The sequence below is a fragment of the Gammaproteobacteria bacterium genome, assembly GCA_011375345.1.
GTDB lineage: Bacteria > Pseudomonadota > Gammaproteobacteria > DRLM01 > DRLM01 > DRLM01.
In genome coordinates this window covers 1-19,250 of the sequence record DRLM01000145.1, presented here as the reverse complement: position 1 = coordinate 19,250, position 19,250 = coordinate 1, and the positions used below count along the sequence as shown (strand labels likewise).

16 protein-coding genes are annotated in these 19,250 nt (G+C 60.7%); 8 read left to right on the top strand and 8 right to left on the bottom strand.

What is annotated here, in order from left to right:
- Window positions 1-411 precede the first annotated feature (411 nt).
- The 4 genes from htpG (at window position 412) to ENJ19_11115 (ending at window position 4,372) form a co-directional block, all read left to right on the top strand.
- Complete coding sequence (gene htpG, locus ENJ19_11130; protein ID HHM06273.1) at window positions 412-2,289, top strand: molecular chaperone HtpG; 1,878 nt, start codon at window positions 412-414, stop codon at window positions 2,287-2,289.
- Between the two features lie 123 nt (window positions 2,290-2,412).
- Window positions 2,413-2,853 (top strand): NUDIX hydrolase, encoded by a 441-nt coding sequence (locus ENJ19_11125; protein HHM06272.1) that lies wholly within the window; start codon window positions 2,413-2,415, stop codon window positions 2,851-2,853.
- Between the two features lie 68 nt (window positions 2,854-2,921).
- Window positions 2,922-4,031, top strand: coding sequence for a ferrochelatase (locus tag ENJ19_11120; GenBank protein ID HHM06271.1), 1,110 nt, complete (start codon window positions 2,922-2,924; stop codon window positions 4,029-4,031).
- Window positions 4,032-4,087: 56 nt separating this feature from the next.
- Complete coding sequence (locus ENJ19_11115) at window positions 4,088-4,372, top strand: zinc ribbon domain-containing protein (GenBank protein ID HHM06270.1); 285 nt, start codon at window positions 4,088-4,090, stop codon at window positions 4,370-4,372.
- Between the two features lie 220 nt (window positions 4,373-4,592).
- Here ENJ19_11115 and ENJ19_11110 read toward each other — a convergent pair whose 3' ends face one another.
- The 5 genes from ENJ19_11110 to ENJ19_11090 form a co-directional block, all read right to left on the bottom strand.
- Window positions 4,593-5,777: a hypothetical protein gene (locus ENJ19_11110; protein HHM06269.1), complete on the bottom strand. Its 1,185-nt coding sequence runs from the start codon at window positions 5,775-5,777 to the stop codon at window positions 4,593-4,595.
- On the bottom strand, window positions 5,774-6,559 hold the full coding sequence (locus ENJ19_11105; GenBank protein HHM06268.1) for an outer membrane lipoprotein-sorting protein: 786 nt from the start codon (window positions 6,557-6,559) through the stop codon (window positions 5,774-5,776). The genes ENJ19_11110 and ENJ19_11105 overlap by 4 nt, the downstream gene beginning before the upstream one ends.
- Window positions 6,486-8,858 carry an RND family transporter gene (locus tag ENJ19_11100; GenBank protein ID HHM06267.1) on the bottom strand — a complete coding sequence of 791 codons (2,373 nt, stop codon included), beginning with the start codon at window positions 8,856-8,858 and terminating at the stop codon, window positions 6,486-6,488. The genes ENJ19_11105 and ENJ19_11100 overlap by 74 nt, the downstream gene beginning before the upstream one ends.
- Before the next feature lie 73 nt (window positions 8,859-8,931).
- A complete protein-coding gene (locus tag ENJ19_11095; protein HHM06266.1) occupies window positions 8,932-9,519 on the bottom strand; it encodes a TetR/AcrR family transcriptional regulator in 588 nt (195 codons plus the stop codon).
- Window positions 9,520-9,702: 183 nt separating this feature from the next.
- Window positions 9,703-10,938 carry a flavodoxin-dependent (E)-4-hydroxy-3-methylbut-2-enyl-diphosphate synthase gene (locus tag ENJ19_11090; GenBank protein ID HHM06265.1) on the bottom strand — a complete coding sequence of 412 codons (1,236 nt, stop codon included), beginning with the start codon at window positions 10,936-10,938 and terminating at the stop codon, window positions 9,703-9,705.
- 116 nt (window positions 10,939-11,054) lie between these two features.
- Between ENJ19_11090 and ENJ19_11085 the strand changes: the two genes are divergently transcribed.
- Entirely contained in the window at window positions 11,055-11,690 is a 636-nt protein-coding gene (locus ENJ19_11085; protein HHM06264.1) for a protein-L-isoaspartate(D-aspartate) O-methyltransferase, read from the top strand.
- 105 nt (window positions 11,691-11,795) lie between these two features.
- Window positions 11,796-12,548 carry a hypothetical protein gene (locus ENJ19_11080; GenBank protein HHM06263.1) on the top strand — a complete coding sequence of 251 codons (753 nt, stop codon included), beginning with the start codon at window positions 11,796-11,798 and terminating at the stop codon, window positions 12,546-12,548.
- Here ENJ19_11080 and ENJ19_11075 read toward each other — a convergent pair.
- Together ENJ19_11075 and ettA are read right to left on the bottom strand one after the other, a co-directional pair.
- Window positions 12,532-12,765, bottom strand: coding sequence for a hypothetical protein (locus ENJ19_11075; GenBank protein ID HHM06262.1), 234 nt, complete (start codon window positions 12,763-12,765; stop codon window positions 12,532-12,534). The genes ENJ19_11080 and ENJ19_11075 overlap by 17 nt on opposite strands.
- A gap of 80 nt (window positions 12,766-12,845) precedes the next feature.
- A complete protein-coding gene (ettA, locus tag ENJ19_11070) occupies window positions 12,846-14,519 on the bottom strand; it encodes an energy-dependent translational throttle protein EttA (GenBank protein ID HHM06261.1) in 1,674 nt (557 codons plus the stop codon).
- 106 nt (window positions 14,520-14,625) lie between these two features.
- Between ettA and ENJ19_11065 the strand changes: the two genes are divergently transcribed.
- Window positions 14,626-15,201 (top strand): DUF488 domain-containing protein, encoded by a 576-nt coding sequence (locus tag ENJ19_11065; GenBank protein HHM06260.1) that lies wholly within the window; start codon window positions 14,626-14,628, stop codon window positions 15,199-15,201.
- A gap of 604 nt (window positions 15,202-15,805) precedes the next feature.
- Window positions 15,806-16,270: a chemotaxis protein CheX gene (locus ENJ19_11060; protein ID HHM06259.1), complete on the top strand. Its 465-nt coding sequence runs from the start codon at window positions 15,806-15,808 to the stop codon at window positions 16,268-16,270.
- Between the two features lie 111 nt (window positions 16,271-16,381).
- Here the strand turns inward: ENJ19_11060 and ENJ19_11055 are convergent, their stop codons facing one another.
- Complete coding sequence (locus ENJ19_11055; protein ID HHM06258.1) at window positions 16,382-18,355, bottom strand: bifunctional aldolase/short-chain dehydrogenase; 1,974 nt, start codon at window positions 18,353-18,355, stop codon at window positions 16,382-16,384.
- Window positions 18,356-19,250: the final 895 nt, after the last annotated feature.

Here is a 19,250-nt window from a genome sequence, read left to right as displayed (position 1 = left end):
TTAAACAGCTCGTCCAGAGCTGTTTGATGGTCACCTGCGAAATCCGCCCGCCATTTTGCGACATGGCGGGTATTTTGCAGGTTCCCATTGGCTGGCACCAATGGTGGTACCTCCCGGTGCCGCGACATCAAGCCGACAATTCTGATTGCCGGGCTGCAAGCAGCTGTGCCAGGTGGATTTTTCTGGCGCTGTTGTTGGCGAAAACATGTAGTCTAAGGCAGCCACTTTCAGTGTGCTGCCTCAGGTGCCCAACAAAAACCGGCCGTCTATCGGTTTCCCCTGGGGACGCCAGCTGGGGAAAAAGGCTTACGCCGTGCAGCCCGGCCCGATTTTTTTTCGGGGGGGCTTGAAATCCAGGCCGCCGCCCCCACCCCAGACACCGTTTTCTGGATGACTTTGGGAGATTGCTCAATGACCGTTGCTGCTCATAAGGAGACTCTGGATTTTCAAACTGAGGTGCGTGAGCTGCTCAAGCTCATGATCCACTCTCTGTATTCCAACAAGGAAATATTCCTGCGCGAACTGATTTCCAACGCTGCCGATGCCTGTGACAAGCTGCGCTTCGAGGCCCTGACCGACGAGGCCTTGCTGGAGGGGGAGGGGGATCTCAAGATACGGGTATCGTTCGACAAGGAACGGCGCACCATCACCATCACCGACAACGGCATTGGCATGAGCCGTCAGGAAGTGATGGACAACCTGGGCACCATTGCCAAATCCGGCACGCGGCGTTTTCTGGAGTCCCTGACCGGCGATCAGGCCAAGGATGCCCGCCTCATCGGCCAGTTCGGTGTGGGTTTTTATTCCAGTTTCATCGTGGCTGACAAAGTAACGGTATTTACCCGCCGCGCCGGTCTCGGCCCTGAGCACGGCGTGCGCTGGGAGTCGGATGGTGAGGGCAGTTACGCCATCGAAACCGTGGAGAAGCCGGCGCGGGGCACGGAAGTGAGCCTGCACCTGCGGGAAGGAGAGGATGAATTTCTGGAGCGCCTGCGCCTGGAAAACATCATCCGCAAGTACTCTGATCACATCCCCCTGCCCATTGTGATGAAAGCCGAGGATAAGGACGGGGAAGAGACCGTCAACAGCGCTTCGGCCCTGTGGGCGCGGCCCAGGAAAGACATCACGGATGAGGAGTACCAGACCTTTTACAAGCACGTGGCCCACGATTTTGAAGACCCTTTTGCCTGGACCCACAACCACGTGGAGGGCGCTCAGGTCTACACCACTTTGTTTTATATTCCCGCCCGCGCGCCTTTCGATTTGTGGGACCGCAGCGACCGCCGCGGGGTGAAGCTGTATGTGCGCCGGGTGTTCATCATGGACGCCGCCGAACAATTGTTGCCCCACTACCTGCGCTTTGTGCGCGGCGTGGTGGACTCGGACGATTTGCCACTCAACGTGTCGCGGGAAATCCTGCAGCACAACCGCCAAGTGGAGGCCATCAAAAGTGCCTCGGTGAAGAAAATTCTCGGCCTTTTGGAAGACATCGCCAAGAAAGAGCCGGAGCGCTATCAGAAGTTCTGGAACGAATTCGGCCGGGTGCTCAAAGAAGGGCCGGCGGAAGATTTCAGCAACCGCGAGCGCATCGCCAGGCTGTTGCGTTTCGCCAGCACCCACACTGACACTGCGCAACAAACGGTGTCTTTGGAAGACTATGTGGGGCGCATGAAGGACGGCCAGAAAAAAATCTACTACATTACCGGCGACAACCACAGCGCTGTGCGCCACAGCCCGCACTTGGAGGTGTTTCGCAAAAAAGGCATCGAGGTGTTGCTGCTGTCGGACCGCATTGACGAGTGGCTGGTGAGCCACTTGAGAGAATTCGATGGCAAGCCTATGCAATCCGTCGCCAAGGGTGATCTGGACCTGGGTGGGTTGGAGGACAAAACATCCCCCGAGGAGCGGGAAAAAACCGAAACGGAGTTCAAAGACCTGCTCGGCAAGATGCAAGACACCCTGGGCGAGAAGGTGAAAGCGGTACGCCTCAGCCACCGCCTGACGGCGTCCCCCGCCTGCCTGGTGGTGGAAGAAGAGGAAATGGGCGCCAGCATGCGCAATATTCTCAAAGCTGCGGGGCACGAAGTGCCGGAGGTGGTGCCGGTGCTGGAAATCAACCCCGAGCATCCCCTGATTTTGCGTCTGCAACAGGAGCAAAACGACGAGCGTTTCGGCGACTGGTCCCACATTCTGTTCGACCAGGCTGTACTGGCGGAAGGTGGGCAGTTGGACGATCCTGCCACTTTCGTGGGCCGCCTCAACAGCATGCTGTTGCTTCTTGCCTCATAGTTGGGCACAATTCGTCAGCGGACGGGAATGATAGGGATGTCCAAGTGACAGGGAAAGGGCGGCGGCACCTGCGGGTGCCGCCGCTTTTTCATTAGAGAAAACTGATTTTCTCAGGTTTGAGTAATGGGCCGTCCACGCACTCCCCTGCTTGCCGCCGATATCATCATCGAGCTGGGTGACCGGCCGGGTCGCCCCATTGTGCTCATCGAACGGAAATATCCGCCCCTGGGCTGGGCCCTGCCAGGCGGTTTTGTAGACCTGGGGGAGCGCCTGGAGCAGGCCGCCGTGCGCGAAGCCTGGGAGGAAACCCGCCTCAAGGTGAGACTGAAAGCCCTGCTGGGTTGCTATTCCGATCCCGCCCGCGATCCCCGTGGCCATACTGTCAGTGCGGTGTACGTTGCCGAAGGGGAGGGGCCACCCCGGGCGCGGGACGACGCCCGGCGCGTGGGGGTGTTCGCCATTGACGACCTGCCGTTCGAACTGGCTTTTGACCACGCCCGGATTCTGGCCGACTATGCTGTCTTCCGTGCCAGCGGGCGGCCGGCGCCGCTGCGTGTGGGGTAGGCGTTCGGCATCCTGACCGCTGGCGGGTATACTCCCCGCGGCTGGTGGCGATGGGGGAATGGATATCAATGACGACGCGTTTTGAAGGTGACTCGGACTACACCCACGGCTGTGCGGAGGGCAGTGGCGTGCTCATCACCAATCTGGGTTCGCCCGACGCCCCGGATTCCGCGGCGGTGCGGCGCTATCTGGCCGAGTTTTTGTGGGATCCGCGGGTGGTGGAAATGTCCCGGCCCCTGTGGTGGCTGATCCTGCATGGCATCGTGCTGCGGGTCCGTCCCAGGCGTTCTGCCCACGCCTATCAAAAAATCTGGACCGGGGACGGCTCACCCTTGAGCCATATCACCCGGCGCCAGGCCGAAGCCTTGAGTGCGCGGCTGGCGGAGCGCGTAAAGGGGCCTTTTCACCTTGCCTGGGCCATGCGCTACGGCAGCCCCTCCATCCGTGACGGGCTGGAAGAGCTGCGGGCGGCGGGGGCGCGGCGGATAGTGGTGATGCCACTCTATCCCCAGTATTCCGGCGCCACCACGGCGTCCACCTTCGACGCCGTGGCCGATGTACTGCGCCGCTGGCGCTGGATACCGGAACTGCGTTTCGTCACCCACTATCATGACGATCCCGCCTATATCGCTGCCCTCGCCGCCAGTCTGCGCGAGCATTGGGGGCTGTGCGGTGAGCCGCAGAAACTGCTGTTTTCTTTTCATGGCATGCCCCGGCGCACCGTGCTGGCGGGCGATCCTTATTTTTGCCAATGCCAGAAAACCGCGCGCCTGGTGGCGGAGCAACTGGGCCTGCCGGGGGAACGTTGGCAAGTCACATTCCAGTCCCGTTTCGGGCGCGAGGAATGGCTGCAGCCCTATACCGACAAGACGTTAAAGAAACTGGGCCGGGAGGGAGTCTCCCATGTGGATGTGGTCTGCCCCGGATTTGCGGCCGACTGTCTTGAAACCCTGGAAGAAATCGCCATACAGAACAAAGACGTGTTCCTGGAAGCGGGGGGCGGGCGTTTTCACTACGTGCCGGCACTCAACGACCGGCCCGACCATGTCAGCGCCCTCGCCGACATTATTCTGCGCCAGCTCCGGGGCTGGCCCGGGACGGCTGAAGAGGGGGATGTCGCGGCGGCGCAGGCTGCAGCCACCCGCGAGCGTGCCCGGGCCCTGGGGGCGGCGCGTTGACACATCACTGTTTTGGGATTGAATTTGTACATTGCTTGAGTGAGTGAGGTAACACCATGCCCATTTATGAATACCGTTGTCGGCAATGTGGCCACGAACTGGAAGTCATGCAGAAAATGAGCGACGCGCCGCTGAGCGACTGTCCCCAGTGCCGCGAGCCGGCTTTGACCAAGTTGATTTCGGCGGCAGGCTTTCAGCTGAAGGGAAGCGGCTGGTATGCCACCGACTTCAAGGACAATGGCAAGAAAAAAAGCGCAGCCGGGGAGAAAGGGGAGAAAAAGGACGCCAAACCGGGAGCGGAACCGCCCTGCGGCGCGGGGGCCTGTCCGGCTTGTGAATAGCTTGAGGTGAACACCGCCGGCCCGGCCGTCCCCGGACGAAGGGGCAGCGCTGTTTTTCCGTCCAGCGGGCAATTCATCACCCAACGGGCGACCCCGATCGAGCAGGAGGCGGGGTCACCCCCGCCGTCACCGGGTTATTGGTGGCAGGTCCTATGGTTTTTTTCGGTGGGGAAAGCCAGGGTGCAGCTTCTTCGCGCTGCAACGGCGCATCCCGGGGGGGTTAGAAGTGCCGCGCCAGTTCCAGTTCGATGTAATCGTCCCGCAGCAGGCCGTGCAGGGGGTCGCTGGCCGGGGCGCCGGTGAAGAAGCGGCCTTGAAGGTTAACGGTCCAGCTGCGGCCCAGCCGGCGGTTGGCCTCCAGGTTGTAAAAGGCGGCGCCGCTGCTGCGGTCTTTGACCACGCCGAGAAGGGCGGCGCTGCTTTGCACATCGTTGAGGGCCAGGCGCAGGCCCACCATGAGATCGTCCTGAAAGGGGCTGGGACCGGTGGCGCCGCGGTCGTCGTAGAGGTATTCCAGGACCAGCCCTACGTCCGCGGGGCTGTCGAAGACACCGTAGAATGAGTATTCCAGCCCCCCCGTGGCGGCGTAGAACGTCTCGTTCCGGCCGCTGCGGCGGATGGCTTCCAGCTTCCACAGCCAGGCGCCGGTGGTTATTTGCACATCCAGGCCGGTTTGGTGGATGAGGTCGTAAACCGGAATGAGCGCGCTCTCGCCAGTGCGGGTCCGGCCGGGCTCAAAGCGGGGTTCGCGGCTGGTGCCGTAGAAATGGCTGAGGCCCACGTCCCAGTCGCCGATGACCTGTGACCAGCGCAGGGCGAGGTCAATATGGCGTTGTTTACGGCTGGACTCAAAGCGGGCGAGGTTTTCTGCCACGGGGGGGCGGCTGCGCAACCGGCCCCTTGGGCCGGGGAAAGTGCGCTTGCGGAAGTAGGGCAGGACGAACAGGTCCACGGTGCCCCAGTCGCGGATCAGGGCGAGGTTGACCATGGCTTGGCCCAGCTTGTCTTCGGTGTCGATGTTTTCCACCAGATCGGTCTGGTTGATGATGTCCACCAGGTGCTGGGATTCGGTGACGCCCCAGAATACTTTGCGCACGCCCACGCGCAGTTCCCACTGGTCTGCCGCGTGCAGCCAGGTGAGTTCCCGGATGTCTCCATGGCTGCGTTCGCTGTCCCCCTGGTCCCAGCGCAGGAAGGGGACGAAGGTGAAGGCGTCGGCACCACCATTCCATGAGTGGTAGAACTCAGGTTCTGCGGCCAGGGAAAGATTGTTGCCATGCTGGCGCGGATCCTCCGGGGACTGGGTAAAGCCGCGCCACTGGGCGCTGACTTCTCCCGACCACTTGGCCGCCCCCGCCACCCCCGCGAAGGCCAGGGCCACCAGGGTGAGGGCGGTGCGTTTCATCGGGCGCGCTTGAGGCTGTTGCGGTCGAAGTCGCGCTCGGTGAGGCCGGTCCGGAAGCGGTAGTGCTGCCAGGCCAGGGTGGTGGATTTTCCGGTCTGGTGGTTCACCATCTCCATCACGTCTGCCCGCCAGTAGTGGTCCAAATACTGTTGATAGCCTTTGAAAGTGAGGGTTTTCAAGAGCTTGTCTTTACGGTCGTAGAAATCGATTTTCAGCACCCGGTAGTGGCTCTGGTCGTACCACACCACTTGGCGGGTGTAACCGGAATGCTTGTAACGGGGATAGCGTTCGATGACAAAGCAGTCCTGGCCGTCCAGGATCTCGTCGCGCAGGTATTTATAGGTGTATTTCTCCACTTCCTGGGAACCGATGTCTTCGTAGGCGAATTCGCTGCCCATGAAAGGGCCGGATTTGTTGGCCGAGGAGATGCGCTTGACCCGCTTCAGGGCCGGCAGGTAGAGCCATTGGTCATCGGGCTTGAGGGCGTGGGTGTAGCTCAAAAAGGCCGTGCCTTTCACGTCCGCCGGCTCATCGAAAATCACCAGGGTTTTGTCGCCGTCGCCGATCACTTCCAAGGTGCGGTTGCGGATGCGGCGGATGCTCTCGCCGCCCCGGCGGTTGCGCAGGGTCATGACCAGCTCGGCGGTGAGATCGCCGAAACCGGTGTCCCGCCGGTCCGCTGTAAGCGCAATGGCCAGGCCGCGCTCTTCAGCCGTCTGCGCGGGCAGGTTGCTTGGCAGCCAGGCCAGCAGGGCCAGACTGAGCAGTAGTTTTCTGAGCATTGAGTTTTTCCTCCAGTTTCATCAGCAGTGGCGGCAGGAACAAGAAATCCGCCGCCAGGGCCAGGGCGATGGTGATGGCGGTGAGCAGGCCCATGTCGCTGTTCATTTTGAAGTTGGACAGGGCCAGCACCAAAAAACCCGCCACCAGCACCACCGAGGTGACCCACAGGGCCTGCCCCACGTTGTTGAAGGCATAGCGCACCGCGTCTTCCGGCGTCAGCCCCCGCTCGCGCCGGGCGCGCAGGTATTTGCTCAAAAAGTGCACCGTGTCGTCCACCACGATGCCCAGCGTCACCCCCATGACGACGGACAGCCCCAGCCCCACCTGGCCCACGAACAACCCCCACAGGCCGAAGGCCATGGCGGCGGGGACCAGGTTGGGCACCAGGCTGACCAGGCCGATGGGTACCGAGCGCAGGGCGATGACAAGCACCAGGGAGATGAAGGCCAGGGCCACGGTGGTACCCAGCAGCATGCCGACGATATTGCGCAGGCCGATGTGGGCGAACATCATGGTGGGGCCGGTGCCCTCCACCGGCGTGATATGGGGGGCATGGGCCCGCAGCCAGTCCCGCGCCCGGTTCTCAAAGGCCAGGGTGTCTTTCACTGACAGGGTTTTGATATTGATGCTGACCCGCATGGCGGATTTGTCCACGTTGATCTGGTCGTTCAGATCCAGGCCGTAGGGCAGGGACATTTCGTAGAGCAACAGATATTGGGCCGCCAGCTCCCGGTCCGCCGGCAGGCGGAACCAGGCGGGGTCATCGCCATGCAGGTTTTTGTTCAGCCGTTTCAGCACATCGCTGAGGGTCAGCACGTGGGTGACCTCGGGCTGCGTTCGCAGCCAATCGGTGAAATCGCCCACTTCCTGCAAAAAAGCCGGTTTGGAAATGCCACCGGACTCGCCGCTGTCCAGGGAGAAATCAATGCGGTAGAGGCCGGAGAGATGTTGTTCCATGTAGTCCGAGGCGGCGCGAAAGGGGATGCTTTCGTCGAAGTACTGCATATAGAGATCATTGAGTTCGTTGCGGGGAATGAGCGCCGTGAGTGCCACGATGGCTGCCGCCATGGTCCAGACCAGGGTCCGGCGGCGGGCCACCACCCACGCGCCGAAGCGGGCCATGCCCCCCCCCTGCCCGGCTGGCGCCGGGGCGATGGGAGCAGGCAACAAAGCGGCCAGTGCCGGCACGAAGGTGACGGAATAAAGAAAGGCGAAGCCCACGCCCATGGCGACGATATTGCCCAGATCCTGAAAAGGGGGCACGTCGCTGAAGTTCATGGACATAAAGCCCACCACGGTGGTGAAGCAGGTCAGAAAAATGGGCTGCAGGTTGAGCCGCAGGCTTTCCGCCATGGCCGCCTGCTTGGCAGGCATTTTTTTCAGCGCCTGGCGGAAGCTCACCATGATGTGAACCGCATTGGCCACCGCCAGGGTCAGGATAATGGTGGGGGCCGAGGCGCTGGGAGGAGTGATGGTGTAACCCAGCCAGCCCGCCAGCCCCATGGCCGAGGCCACCGCCATGATAATCAGCCAGAACGTGACGAAAGTGCCGGTCCAGCCCCGCAACAGCAGGGCGAGGCTCAGCAGAATAACGGTAAAACTGGCGGGCACCAGAGTTTGCATGTCGGCCTGGGAGGCCTCGGAAAAGGCGTTGTCCATCATCACCATGCCGGTGAGATGGGTGGTCATGCCGGGGTGGGCGGCGCTGAAATCCTCCAGCATGCCCCGCACAAAGGTGACGATTTCCGGCATGGCCTGGGCGCGGGTTTCATCGGGCATGTATACCGTGATATTGATGCCTGTGGTGCTGCCGTCCGCCGATATGATCCGGTTGACCAGCAAGGGCTCTTGCAGGGCGATGCGGCGGATGTCCGCGAGCGTGGTATCACTCAGGGACTCAGGGTCCGTCACCAGGTCCCGGACGATGAGTTCGTCGCCCTCGGCATAGCTGTGTTGAAAGTTGGTGAGAGAGTCCACCCGGGTGGAGTAAGGCACCTGCCAGGCTTGCGCCGTGAGATCCGAAAGGGCCGCCAGATTGGCGCGGGTAAACACATTGCCGTCTGCCGGGGTGACCACAATGAGCACATTGTCCAGCTTGGTGTAAGTGTGTTCCAACTCGTCGAAAGCCTGGAGCTGCGGGTTGTCTTCGCTGAAAAACACCCGGTAGTTGGTGGTGAAATCCAAAAAGCGGGCGCCGCTGGCGACCACCAGCATGGTGCCCAGGGACAGAAGGAGGGTGATGAGCCGGTGATGGACCACCCAGCGCCCGAAGCGGGCGGAGAAACGGGTATGGGACATGGCTGAGTGCTCCTGGCAGAAAAGGGGTTAATGCTTAATGAATTGTAAAGAATTAATTCCCTGAGTAAAAAAATCAGCGTTTCTTCACCGCCCGCAGAATCAATTCCACTACCCCCTGGGCTTTACGTTCGAATTGGGAAAGGGGGTATAAGTGCATGAAAAAAGGAACATCAAACAGAGTGATGGCAGAAAGGATGGCCTCGGCCGTGGACTCAGCGTCAAGGGAATCGAACTCCCCCGACTCCATGCCGCGCACCAACAACTCACCGAGCAGACGAAGCTTGGTGTTGACATGGTGTTCCACGATGTCCTGCCGTTTCTGGCACACCGTCTCCACCAGCTCGTTGATGCGGGGGTTCTCCTCGTGCTTTCTGTAGGTGTGGTGCAGGGTTTCCAGCACGAAGCTTTGCAGGCGCTCGCCGGCGGAGAGGGTGTTGTCCGCGACTATGGATTTCAGCAGAGTTTCTTCCTCGTTCAGGCACTGGCACGCGAAAGCTGCGGCAATATCTTGTTTATTCTGGAAATACCGATACAGGTTGGCGGCGGACATGTGGCAGTCGCCGGCGATGTCCGCCATGGTGGTTTTGGTGTAACCCCATTGGCGGAAGCGTTGTTCGGCGGCGGTGAGAATGCGCGCCCTGGTGTCTTCAATATTTTCCATCGTGACCCTGATTTATAGTCGGGGTGCTGTGAACAGTCAAGAAATTGTTAACCGTGCACAAAAATGCTAAAGATAAAGTTAACTATTAATTTTATCGGCTACAATACGAGAAGGTGATCTGAAGTTATTCCCTTTAAATACATATGATTATTTCTTGTTTTTCGTTTACGGCATGAGGTGGAGTCAGCCCCCCGCGTAGCGACTTTTCACGTATTTGTTTACCAACTCTGTGAATTCTTCAGCGATATGTTCACCTTTCAGTGTGACGGTCTTCTCGCCGTCCACATAAACCGGCGCCACGGGAATCTCTCCCGTTCCCGGCAGGCTGATGCCGATATCGGCGTGCTTGCTCTCACCGGGCCCATTGACCACGCAGCCCATGACGGCAACGGTCATGCTCTCCACCCCGGGGTGGCGGCGGCGCCACAGGGGCATCTGCTCGCGCAGATGGTTTTGAATGTCCTTGGCCAGCTGCTGAAAATAAGTGCTGCTGGTGCGGCCGCAGCCGGGGCAGGCCACCACTGACGGGGTAAAGGCGCGCAGCCCCATGCTTTGCAGGACTTCCTGGGCAACGACCACTTCTTCGGAGCGGGCGCCGCCGGGCGCGGGGGTGAGCGAAATACGAATGGTGTCGCCGATGCCTTTTTGCAGCAACACGGCCAGCGCGGCGGTGGAGGCGACGATGCCCTTGGCACCCATGCCGGCCTCCGTCAGTCCCAGGTGCAGGGCGTAGTTGCAGCGGGCGGCCAAATCCTGGTAGACGGCGATGAGATCCTGCACCCCGCTCATTTTGCAGGACAGGATGATGCGCTCCCGCGCCAGACCCAGTTTTTCGGCCCCGGCCGCGTTTTCCAGCGCCGAGGTGATCAAAGCTTCGCGCATCAATTGGGCCGATGCCAGCGGTTTGGCGCGCCGGCTGTTTTCGTCCATCATCCGCGCCACCAGAGCCGGGTCCAGGCTGCCCCAATTTACCCCTATGCGCACCGGCTTGTCGTAGCGGCAGGCCAGTTCGATCAAGGTGGCGAACTGGGCGTCCCGCTTGCTGCCGCGGCCCACGTTGCCCGGATTGATGCGGTATTTGGCCAGGGCCTGGGCGCAGGCAGGGTGATGGCTGAGAAGTTTGTGGCCGTTGAAGTGAAAATCGCCGATCAACGGCACCGGATGGCCGCGTTTATCCAGCTCTTCCACGATCTGAGGCACGGCCCGGGCCGCTTCCTCTGTGTTTACCGTCACCCGCACCAGCTCGGAGCCGGCCCGTGCCAGTTGAATCACTTGTTCTACCGTGGCCGGGGCGTCGGCCGTGTCGGTATTGGTCATGGACTGCACCACGATGGGGTGGCCGCCGCCCACGGTGACGGTGCCGATGCGCACGGCGTGGGTGGGGTGACGGGTGATGGAAGGCTTGGTTTGGCTGGTCATGGCGGCGTTTAAGTTTTAGAGTGAACCAGAAGGGTGCCAATGATAACCCAAGTTGGTGGCGGGCCCGCGACTCCGGTTGGTTCGCCGGGAGGTGTGCCGTGGGAGAACATGATGAGATGGTGGCGACCCTTGTCGCCGAAACGCGGGACACGGCGCAGTGGACGGGCATCCGCACATTGAGCGAGCGGGTGCTGAACGCCATGCGCGCCGTGCCCCGTCATCAGTTTGTGCCCCCCGACCTGGAGCCCCTGGCCTATGCCGACGGCCCGCTGGCCATCGGTCACGGGCAGACCATTTCCCAACCGTTTATCGTAGCCTTGATGACCGAGCTGCTTCAGCCCGGGCCGGATCAGGTGGTGCTGGAAGTGGGCACCGGCTCGGGCTACCAGGCCGCCGTGTTGTCGCATCTGGTGAAACAGGTCTACAGCATGGAGATCGTGCCCCCCCTGGCCGAGGCGGCGGCCCGGCGGCTGCGTGCCCTGGCCTATGACAATGTGGAGGTGCGCTGTGGCGACGGTTACCTGGGCTGGCCGGAGCATGCGCCCTACGACGGGGTAATGGTGACGGCGGCTTCGCCCACTGTGCCCCAGCCCTTGGTGGAGCAACTCCGGCCTGGCGGTCGCTTGGTGGTGCCGGTGGGAGAGCCGCACGGCAGCCAGATGCTCACCATGGTCGAAAAAGACAAGGAGGGCGGCATCCGGCAGCGGGACGTGTTGCCGGTGGTGTTTGTGCCCCTGACGCGGCATTCTTGACAGACTGAAGAGCTTTTTTGAGAATCGATTCCAAGGATCGGGCGCATGGCGCAAAGGGTCGCCATCGTGCTGTGTATCGGTGTTATACGTCCAAGGACGGGACGAATGAAGGCCGCTCTGGGAAAAATAGGAAAAATAGATTTTTTCGCCGTTTTGCCTTCTGGCACGTACATTCTATTGTCTTTTTATATTTTTGTGATTGCTGGCACCGATAGCCAAATGCAGGGCGGGGCATCGTTATGGGCGGCGTTTATTCCACTCGTTGACCTGACTCACTCCAAGCCAACAACCTTGCTGTTGATGCTTTTTTCCTCATATTTGCTGGGTAGCGTATTACGTGCCCTCCCTGTTTCATTCTCAGAAAAAGCCGTGAACATGTTTTTCTCTGACAAGGAGCCCTTCCCTTACCAAAGCGAATTAGATAATTTTTTCAGTGAGTTAAAGCGTAACAGCCGTATTGCGGGGATTGACGGGCACACTGTGCCGGACGGCGGGAACGCCATAACGAAACGTGTTTTTAACTATTGGAAGCACGTCATCTGTCTTCACGCTCCGGAAGCGTTCGTCAACTATCAAGAGTTTGAAGCACGTACCAGATTCTTTTCCGGCATGTTTTTGGCTGGCGCAATTGGCGCGTTTGTTAGTCTGCTTTGCTTGGTCAAAGCACTTTCGTATGCGCCTGCCTGGTATCTGCTTGTTTTGTCAGTGTTGGTGGCCTTGTCCTATGGGCTCAGCGTGCGGCGGGTGAGAGTACAAGAGGCGACAACCCTTGCGGGACTGTATCTAGCCTATCTACAGCACACCAAAGTGAACCGTCACGCCACTCCCTTGGATGAGGAAGTTACCCGGGCCGGCTGACCCGGGGGGAGTGCGGGGGCAAAAACGACAGCAACAGACGTCTGGCGAAACAGGCACTGGGACCGCAAAAGCGCCGGGGCAGCGCGTCCAGGTGCTCATGGATGTAGCACTCCAGTTGCGAGCGCCGGGTGATGCCGGTGGCGGGCACGCCGGTGAGGGCGAGCAGTTGGGTGGATTCCTTTTCAGTCAGCCGGATTTGGTTGTCGCAGACAAGCACGGTGAGGTTCCAATGTCACAATGTTATACATTGTATAACATTGTGACAGGGACGGGAAGCGCGATGTCGGCGGGTACGCTTCAGTGGCTCAAACGCCGGTATTTGATCCGGTGCGGCAGTTCTGCGCCGGTGCCCAGACGCCGGCGACGGTCCGCTTCGTAGTCGGCGTAATTGCCTTCGAACCAAGTCACCCGGCTGTCGCCCTCAAAAGCCAGGATGTGGGTGGCGATGCGGTCCAGGAACCAGCGGTCGTGGGAGATCACCACGGCGCAGCCGGGGAAGTCCAGCAGCGCTTCTTCCAGGGCCCGCAGGGTTTCCACGTCCAGGTCGTTGGTGGGTTCGTCCAGCAGCAGCACATTGCCGCCGCTTTTTAGCAGCTTGGCCAGATGTACCCGGTTCCGTTCGCCCCCGGACAGTTCCTTGATGAGTTTTTGCTGGTCGGTGCCTTTGAAGTTGAAACGGCTGACGTAGGCGCGGGAGGGCATTTCAAATTTGCCCACGGTGATGATGTCCTGGCCGTCGGAGATTTCTTCCCACACGGTTTTGTTGCCGTCCAGGGCATCGCGGCTCTGGTCCACGCAGGCGATCTGGACGGTCTCACCGATACGCAGGCTGCCGCCGTCGGGCTGCTCGGCGCCGGTCAGAATGCGGAACAGGGTGGTTTTGCCGGCGCCGTTGGGGCCGATAATGCCAACGATACCGCCGCGGGGCAGATTGAAACTGAGGTTTTCATAGAGCAAGCGGTCGCCGAAGCGTTTGCCCAGTCCTTCCGCTTCAATGACCAGTTCGCCCAAACGCGGTCCTGGCGGAATGTACAGCTCCTTGGTTTCGTTGCGCCTGACGGTTTCCTGGGCGGAGAGTTCCTCGAAGCGCGCCAGGCGGGCCTTGCTCTTGGCGTGACGGCCCTTGGGGTTGGCACGTACCCATTCCAGTTCCGCTTTCATGGCGCGCTGGCGGGCGGATTCTTGTTTCTCTTCCTGCTCCAGCCGCTTCTCTTTTTGTTCCAGCCAGGAAGAGTAATTGCCCTCCCAGGGGATGCCGTGACCGCGGTCCAGCTCCAGAATCCAGCCGCAGACATTGTCGAGGAAATAGCGGTCGTGGGTGATGCAGACCACCGTGCCCGGATATTCTTCCAGATAACGCTCCAGCCAGGCGACTGATTCGGCATCCAGATGATTGGTGGGCTCATCCAGGAGCAGCATGTCGGGGTTGGACAACAGCAGTTTGCACAGGGCCACCCGGCGTTTTTCGCCGCCGGAGAGTTTGGCCACCCCGGCGTCCCAGGGGGGCAGGCGCAGGGCCTCGGCGGCCACGTCCAGTTTGCGCTCCAGCTCCCAGGCACCGGCGGCGTCGATGGCGTCTTGCAGTCTGGCCTGTTCATTCAGCAAATCGTTCATCTCGTCGTCGGACATGGGCTCGGCGAAGCGCATGCTGATGTCGTTGAATTTGTCCACCAGCTCTTTCAGCGCCTGCACGCCTTCTTCCACGTTGCCGCGCACGTCCTTGCTTTCGTCCAACTGCGGTTCCTGGGGCAAATAGCCCACGCGGATGCCGCCCTGGGGCCGCGCCTCGCCATGAAACTCCGTCTCCACCCCGGCCATGATGCGCAGCAGCGTGGATTTGCCGGCGCCGTTCAAGCCGATGACGCCGATTTTGGCACCGGGGAAGAAGGAGAGGGAGATGTCTTTTAGAATTTCCCGTTTGGGGGGCACGACCTTGCCGACCCGGTTCATGGTGTAGACGTATTGGGCCATGGTGTTTCCTGTGCAAACTGAGGGGGCGCGAAAACCAAAAATTATACAATGCCGGCCCCCGGCTGCGCAGGGGGTGTTTGGCGCGTAATCTGCAAGCCTGGGTCCCATGCGTCAGGGAGGATATCAAACCGCCATGCCAACGCTGTTTACCGTGGGTCACGGCAGCCGGGCCCTGGATGATTTTCTCGACGTGCTGGATCTCAACGGCATCGCCGTGGTGGTGGACGTGCGCAGCCATCCCGGTTCCCGCCGTCATCCCCACTATTCCCGCGTCGAACTCAGCGCCAGCCTGCAACGGGCGGACATCGATTACCTGTGGCTGGGCAAGACCTTGGGCGGTTTCCGCCAGTGCGTCGCTGACTCGCCCCATGTGGCCCTGGGTAACGCGGTGTTTCGCGCTTTTGCCAGCCATATGACGAGTGCAGCATTCGGTCGTGCAATGGCCCAGGTGATTGAACGGGCGCGCTTGGCGCCTCTCGCTCTGATGTGCGCCGAGCGCCTCCCGCAACGCTGTCATCGCCTGCTGATTGCCGATTATTTGACGGCCCTGGGCTGCAAAGTCCGTCATTTGCTTGACGATGACCGCCCCGTCACCCACAGTCTGACCCCCTCCGCCCGTCTGATAGACGGTGTTTTGTGCTACGACGGGGGCGGGGGCGAACAACTGGATTTGATTTTCTAACCGGTTTCTCTTTTTTCCGCCACGTTTCCCATGGCCAAGATCCGCTGAGCCCAACACCTCAGTGTTGGCGTCAAGAACATGCCGGTGCGTGTCTTAGTGGCGACACATTTCCGACACCCATGAGTCAAAAAGACCCGCACTTGCCGGTACTGTGACAAGCGAAAAATATTAATGTATTGATTTATAAATATAAAATATTTTTGGCACGCTTAGTGCATTATATCAGGCGTGGTTCAAACAGACTCCTTGTCTTCTTGAGTCACGTAATCCCTCTCCCTGATTCCGGGGTGCTTTTCCCCCAAAGCACCCCGATTTTTTTTAACCTTCCCCGGGCAGCCCAGCGAACGTTTGGCGAATACCGGTTCAGAGCTGGGGCGCGGTTTTTTCTCTCGAACATTTTGGCACTACACGGCTTTCAGCAGACTCCGGGGCTCCCGTCCGGGGTGTTCAGATTCGTTTTTCCCGGTCGATAGTCTAGGAGGCTGTGGGGGCCTGAAGTCACGCGGGTGTTTCACGTGAAAACGCGGTGGCGGCGGGATTCTTCCGAAAATTGAGGCAGCTACAGGTCCGCCTGTACCTCGAACAACACCGACCGGGAGCGACAGTGAAAGCCGAATTCATCAATCCTGTATTGGAGTCCACGCTGGATGTGTTGACCACTATGGCGCACCTGGAGGCGACGCCCGGGGAGCCGAAACTCAAAGAAAGTGACCGGGCCCACGGTGACGTGACCGGTATTATCGGCATGACCGGCACGCAGGCGCGCGGTTCTTTGGCGGTCACCTTTCCTGCGCCGGTGATTTTGGAGATCACCAAGCGCATGATGCACATGGAAGTCAACGAAGTGTCGGATTTGGTGACAGATCTGGTGGGCGAGATCGCCAATATGGTGCTCGGTGGTGCCAAACGGCGACTCGAAGATCAAGGTTACGACTTTGATCTGGCCTTGCCGGCGGTGGTTTCCGGCACCAACCACACGATCAGCCATAAAACCGATGGCCCTAAGATTTTGCTGCCCTTCGCCAGCGAGCCCGGTGAGTTTTTCGTGGAAATTTGTTTCGAAGAATAGCGAGTGGAGGGGCAAGAGCCGTTCAGTGGCCACTGGCGCTCAGTTCAACACTAACGCCAAGGGATACCAGGCGATACCAACAAAACAGACGGGCCGCGCCCGCCAAGGCCGTCAAATAACCCGCTCATTTCCTCCATCAACAGGAATTTGGGCGCCCGTCGTTTTCGCAAAAGCCGGACCACACAAAGCCACAGCCAAGCGCGCGACATCGTGACTGCTGAGTTCGGTGTTCAGCACGTTTTTCCGCTTGTAGTCATCCACGCTCATCCCGTAATGAGCGGCGCGCGCCTGCAATACCTCGTCAGTCCAAATGCCCGTATCAAACACCGCGTCAGGATGCAGGGTATTAACGCGTATGCCGTCGCCACCCCATTCCAAGGCGGCGATGCGCGCCAGTTGGGTGAGGGCGGCCTTGGAGGCAGAGTAAGCCGCCGCACCGGGGCCGGGGGCCGGCACGTTTTTCGAACCCATCACCACCACCCGGCCCTTGCGCGGCGCGTGTTTCAGCAAGGGTTGTGCTTCGCGCATCAAATTCAAATTGGCGTCCAGGTTTACTGCCATCACCCGCCGCCATTCCCCCGCAGACAAGGCATCGATACGACAGCCGCCGGGGAACACGCCGGCATTGAGCACCAGCATGTCCAGGCCGCCGAAGGCACGCACGCCCGTTTCCAGAGCGTGTTGCAGCGCGTTTTCATCGCTGATATCGGCAGCAATACCCATGTAGGCGGGCACCTTGCCGACTTCCGCCACCGACGGGTTGAGGTCCACCCCGATCACCGCCGCCCCTTGCGCCAAAAAAGCTTTGACACAAGCTTTGCCGATGCCCGATGCCGCGCCCGTGACCAGCGTTACTTCGCCGGTAAAGGGGGGGGGACTGCCTCCCTTACGCAGCTTGGCTTGCTCCAAATCCCAATATTCCATATCGAACAAGTCTTGCTGCGACAGGGCACGATAACCGCCCAGTTGTTCCGCGCGCAGAATCACGTCGATGGTGTGGTCGTAAATGTCGCGCACGATGTTTGCCTCTTTCACCGAGCGGCCCACCGCCAGCAAGCCCCAGTCGGGATCGAGAACGACGCGCGGTGCCGGGTCGAGCATGGTTTTCGGCTCACGGGCCTTGGGCGCATGCAGGTCGAAGTACTCACGATACGCCTTTACATAAGCGGCGACATCGCGTCCCACCTGCGGCACACGCTTGGTGCGGATGATGTGATCCGGCGTCGCCGGACCTTGTTGTGAAATAGCGTTGACGTCGGCACGTTGTGCAAAGGCGCGGCTTTTCTCGTCATCCTGCAAGGCGACGATCAGGGGTTTGCCGGCGGCTTCGGACAGCTCGCGCCGAAAACGGGCCAGATCGTTGCGCAGCGGCGCTGCGGGTGCCGTGGCCGCTGGCAGGGACACCGCCCATGCCCCGCGCCGGGCCAGATACTGCTCCGCGCGGTCCACCAGTTCGATCATCCGCTCATAGGATTCCCGCGCCGTATCGCCGAAGGAAAAAATGCCGTGATTCATCAACACCATGCCCACGGTTTGCGGGCCGCGCTCGGCGGGGAAACGCTCGGCGCACGCGCGCGCCAAATCAAAGCCCGGCATGATGTAAGGAATGATCACCACCGAATCGCCGTAGCAGGCTTGCACGTGAGCCAGGCCGTCGGGGTTATTGCTGAGAGTGACCAGCGCATCGGCATGGGTGTGGTCCACATATTTATGTGGCAGTGCCGCGTGCAAAATCGCTTCCACCGAAGGCGTGGGGGCGGAGGCCAGCGTCATATTTGATTTCAATTCGTTGACCATCTCCGGATCGGACAAGCGTTCCAAACCCGCCAAACGCAACAAATGATTCAGGCGCACCGGCACGAAACCGGATGCCTCGATCGTCTCCAAATCCCAGCCGGAGCCCTTAACGTAAAGAATATCCTCCTCGTCGCCAAAGCGGTTGGTCTCCGTGATCTTGACCGATGTGTTCCCCCCACCGTGCAACACCAGGGACTTGTCCCGCCCCAACAGGCGCGAGGTATACACCCGCAAACCCAGCTCGCCTCCGTAGCCGGCTGCTTCTTGATCGCTCCAAAGACTTTTCATGAATCAGTTCCGGATGGTTGTTGCAATGGCGGACATATTAACTCGGCACCTCCCCTGTGCCGCGTCATTAACAACGGGCGCGCCTTGCCCGCCAGGGGGCGCCAAGCCCGCGTTGCCGCGTCGTGGACCCGTGGCAGGAGATGTCCCGCTGGGAGGTGTAACTTTGGATGCGGGCCACAACGGCGCGTTCCCGCACCGTACCCAGACTGCCGGAAAACGGTCTTTTCAACAATCCGTCAATCGTCAGTGCCTGATTTGTCTGGTTTTCCTGCTTGAGGCTCCGGCCCGCTGCCTTGGGGGGTGTCGTCTTGGGACGTCTCCGGCGGGGCACCGGCGCCCTCGTCTTTATTGTTGGGCAAAGTGCGGGCCTGGCGCGGCCGGCGCATGCGCGGGGCGCGCTTGCGGCGGGCTTTGGGCGGGCTTTCCTTTTCTTCCGGTGAAGCGCCGGTCTCGCCCCCGGTTTGTGGCTCACTCTTTTGTTCTGTCCCCGTCTGCTTTTGCTCCGCAGTAGGTGCCACGCTGGCGGGTGGAGACGCAATGGCCAGGGGTACATCGCCCGCACCGGGGGGAGGGCTGGCTGCCGGCGCCCCGCCCGCTGCGGGACCGGGCGCGGGTTTGTCCGACATCCCGGACGGCGTTTCCGCGCGGGGTGAAGGTGCAGTTGCAGCCCCGGGCGGTGACGGCGGTTCGACCGGCGCCGCCACCGAATCCCCGTCGCTTTGGGGTGCTTCGCCCGTTGTCACGCCCGAATTGGCGGCTTCCCGCCGCCGCCGGCCACCGCGGCGGCCCCGGCGCCGGCCACTGCGGGATCCGGACTTGCGTTCTTCGATGCCACCGTTTTCGCCCGCGGCGGCCTTGGGTGCGGCACTTTCAACGCCGTTGGGTATGGCGGGTT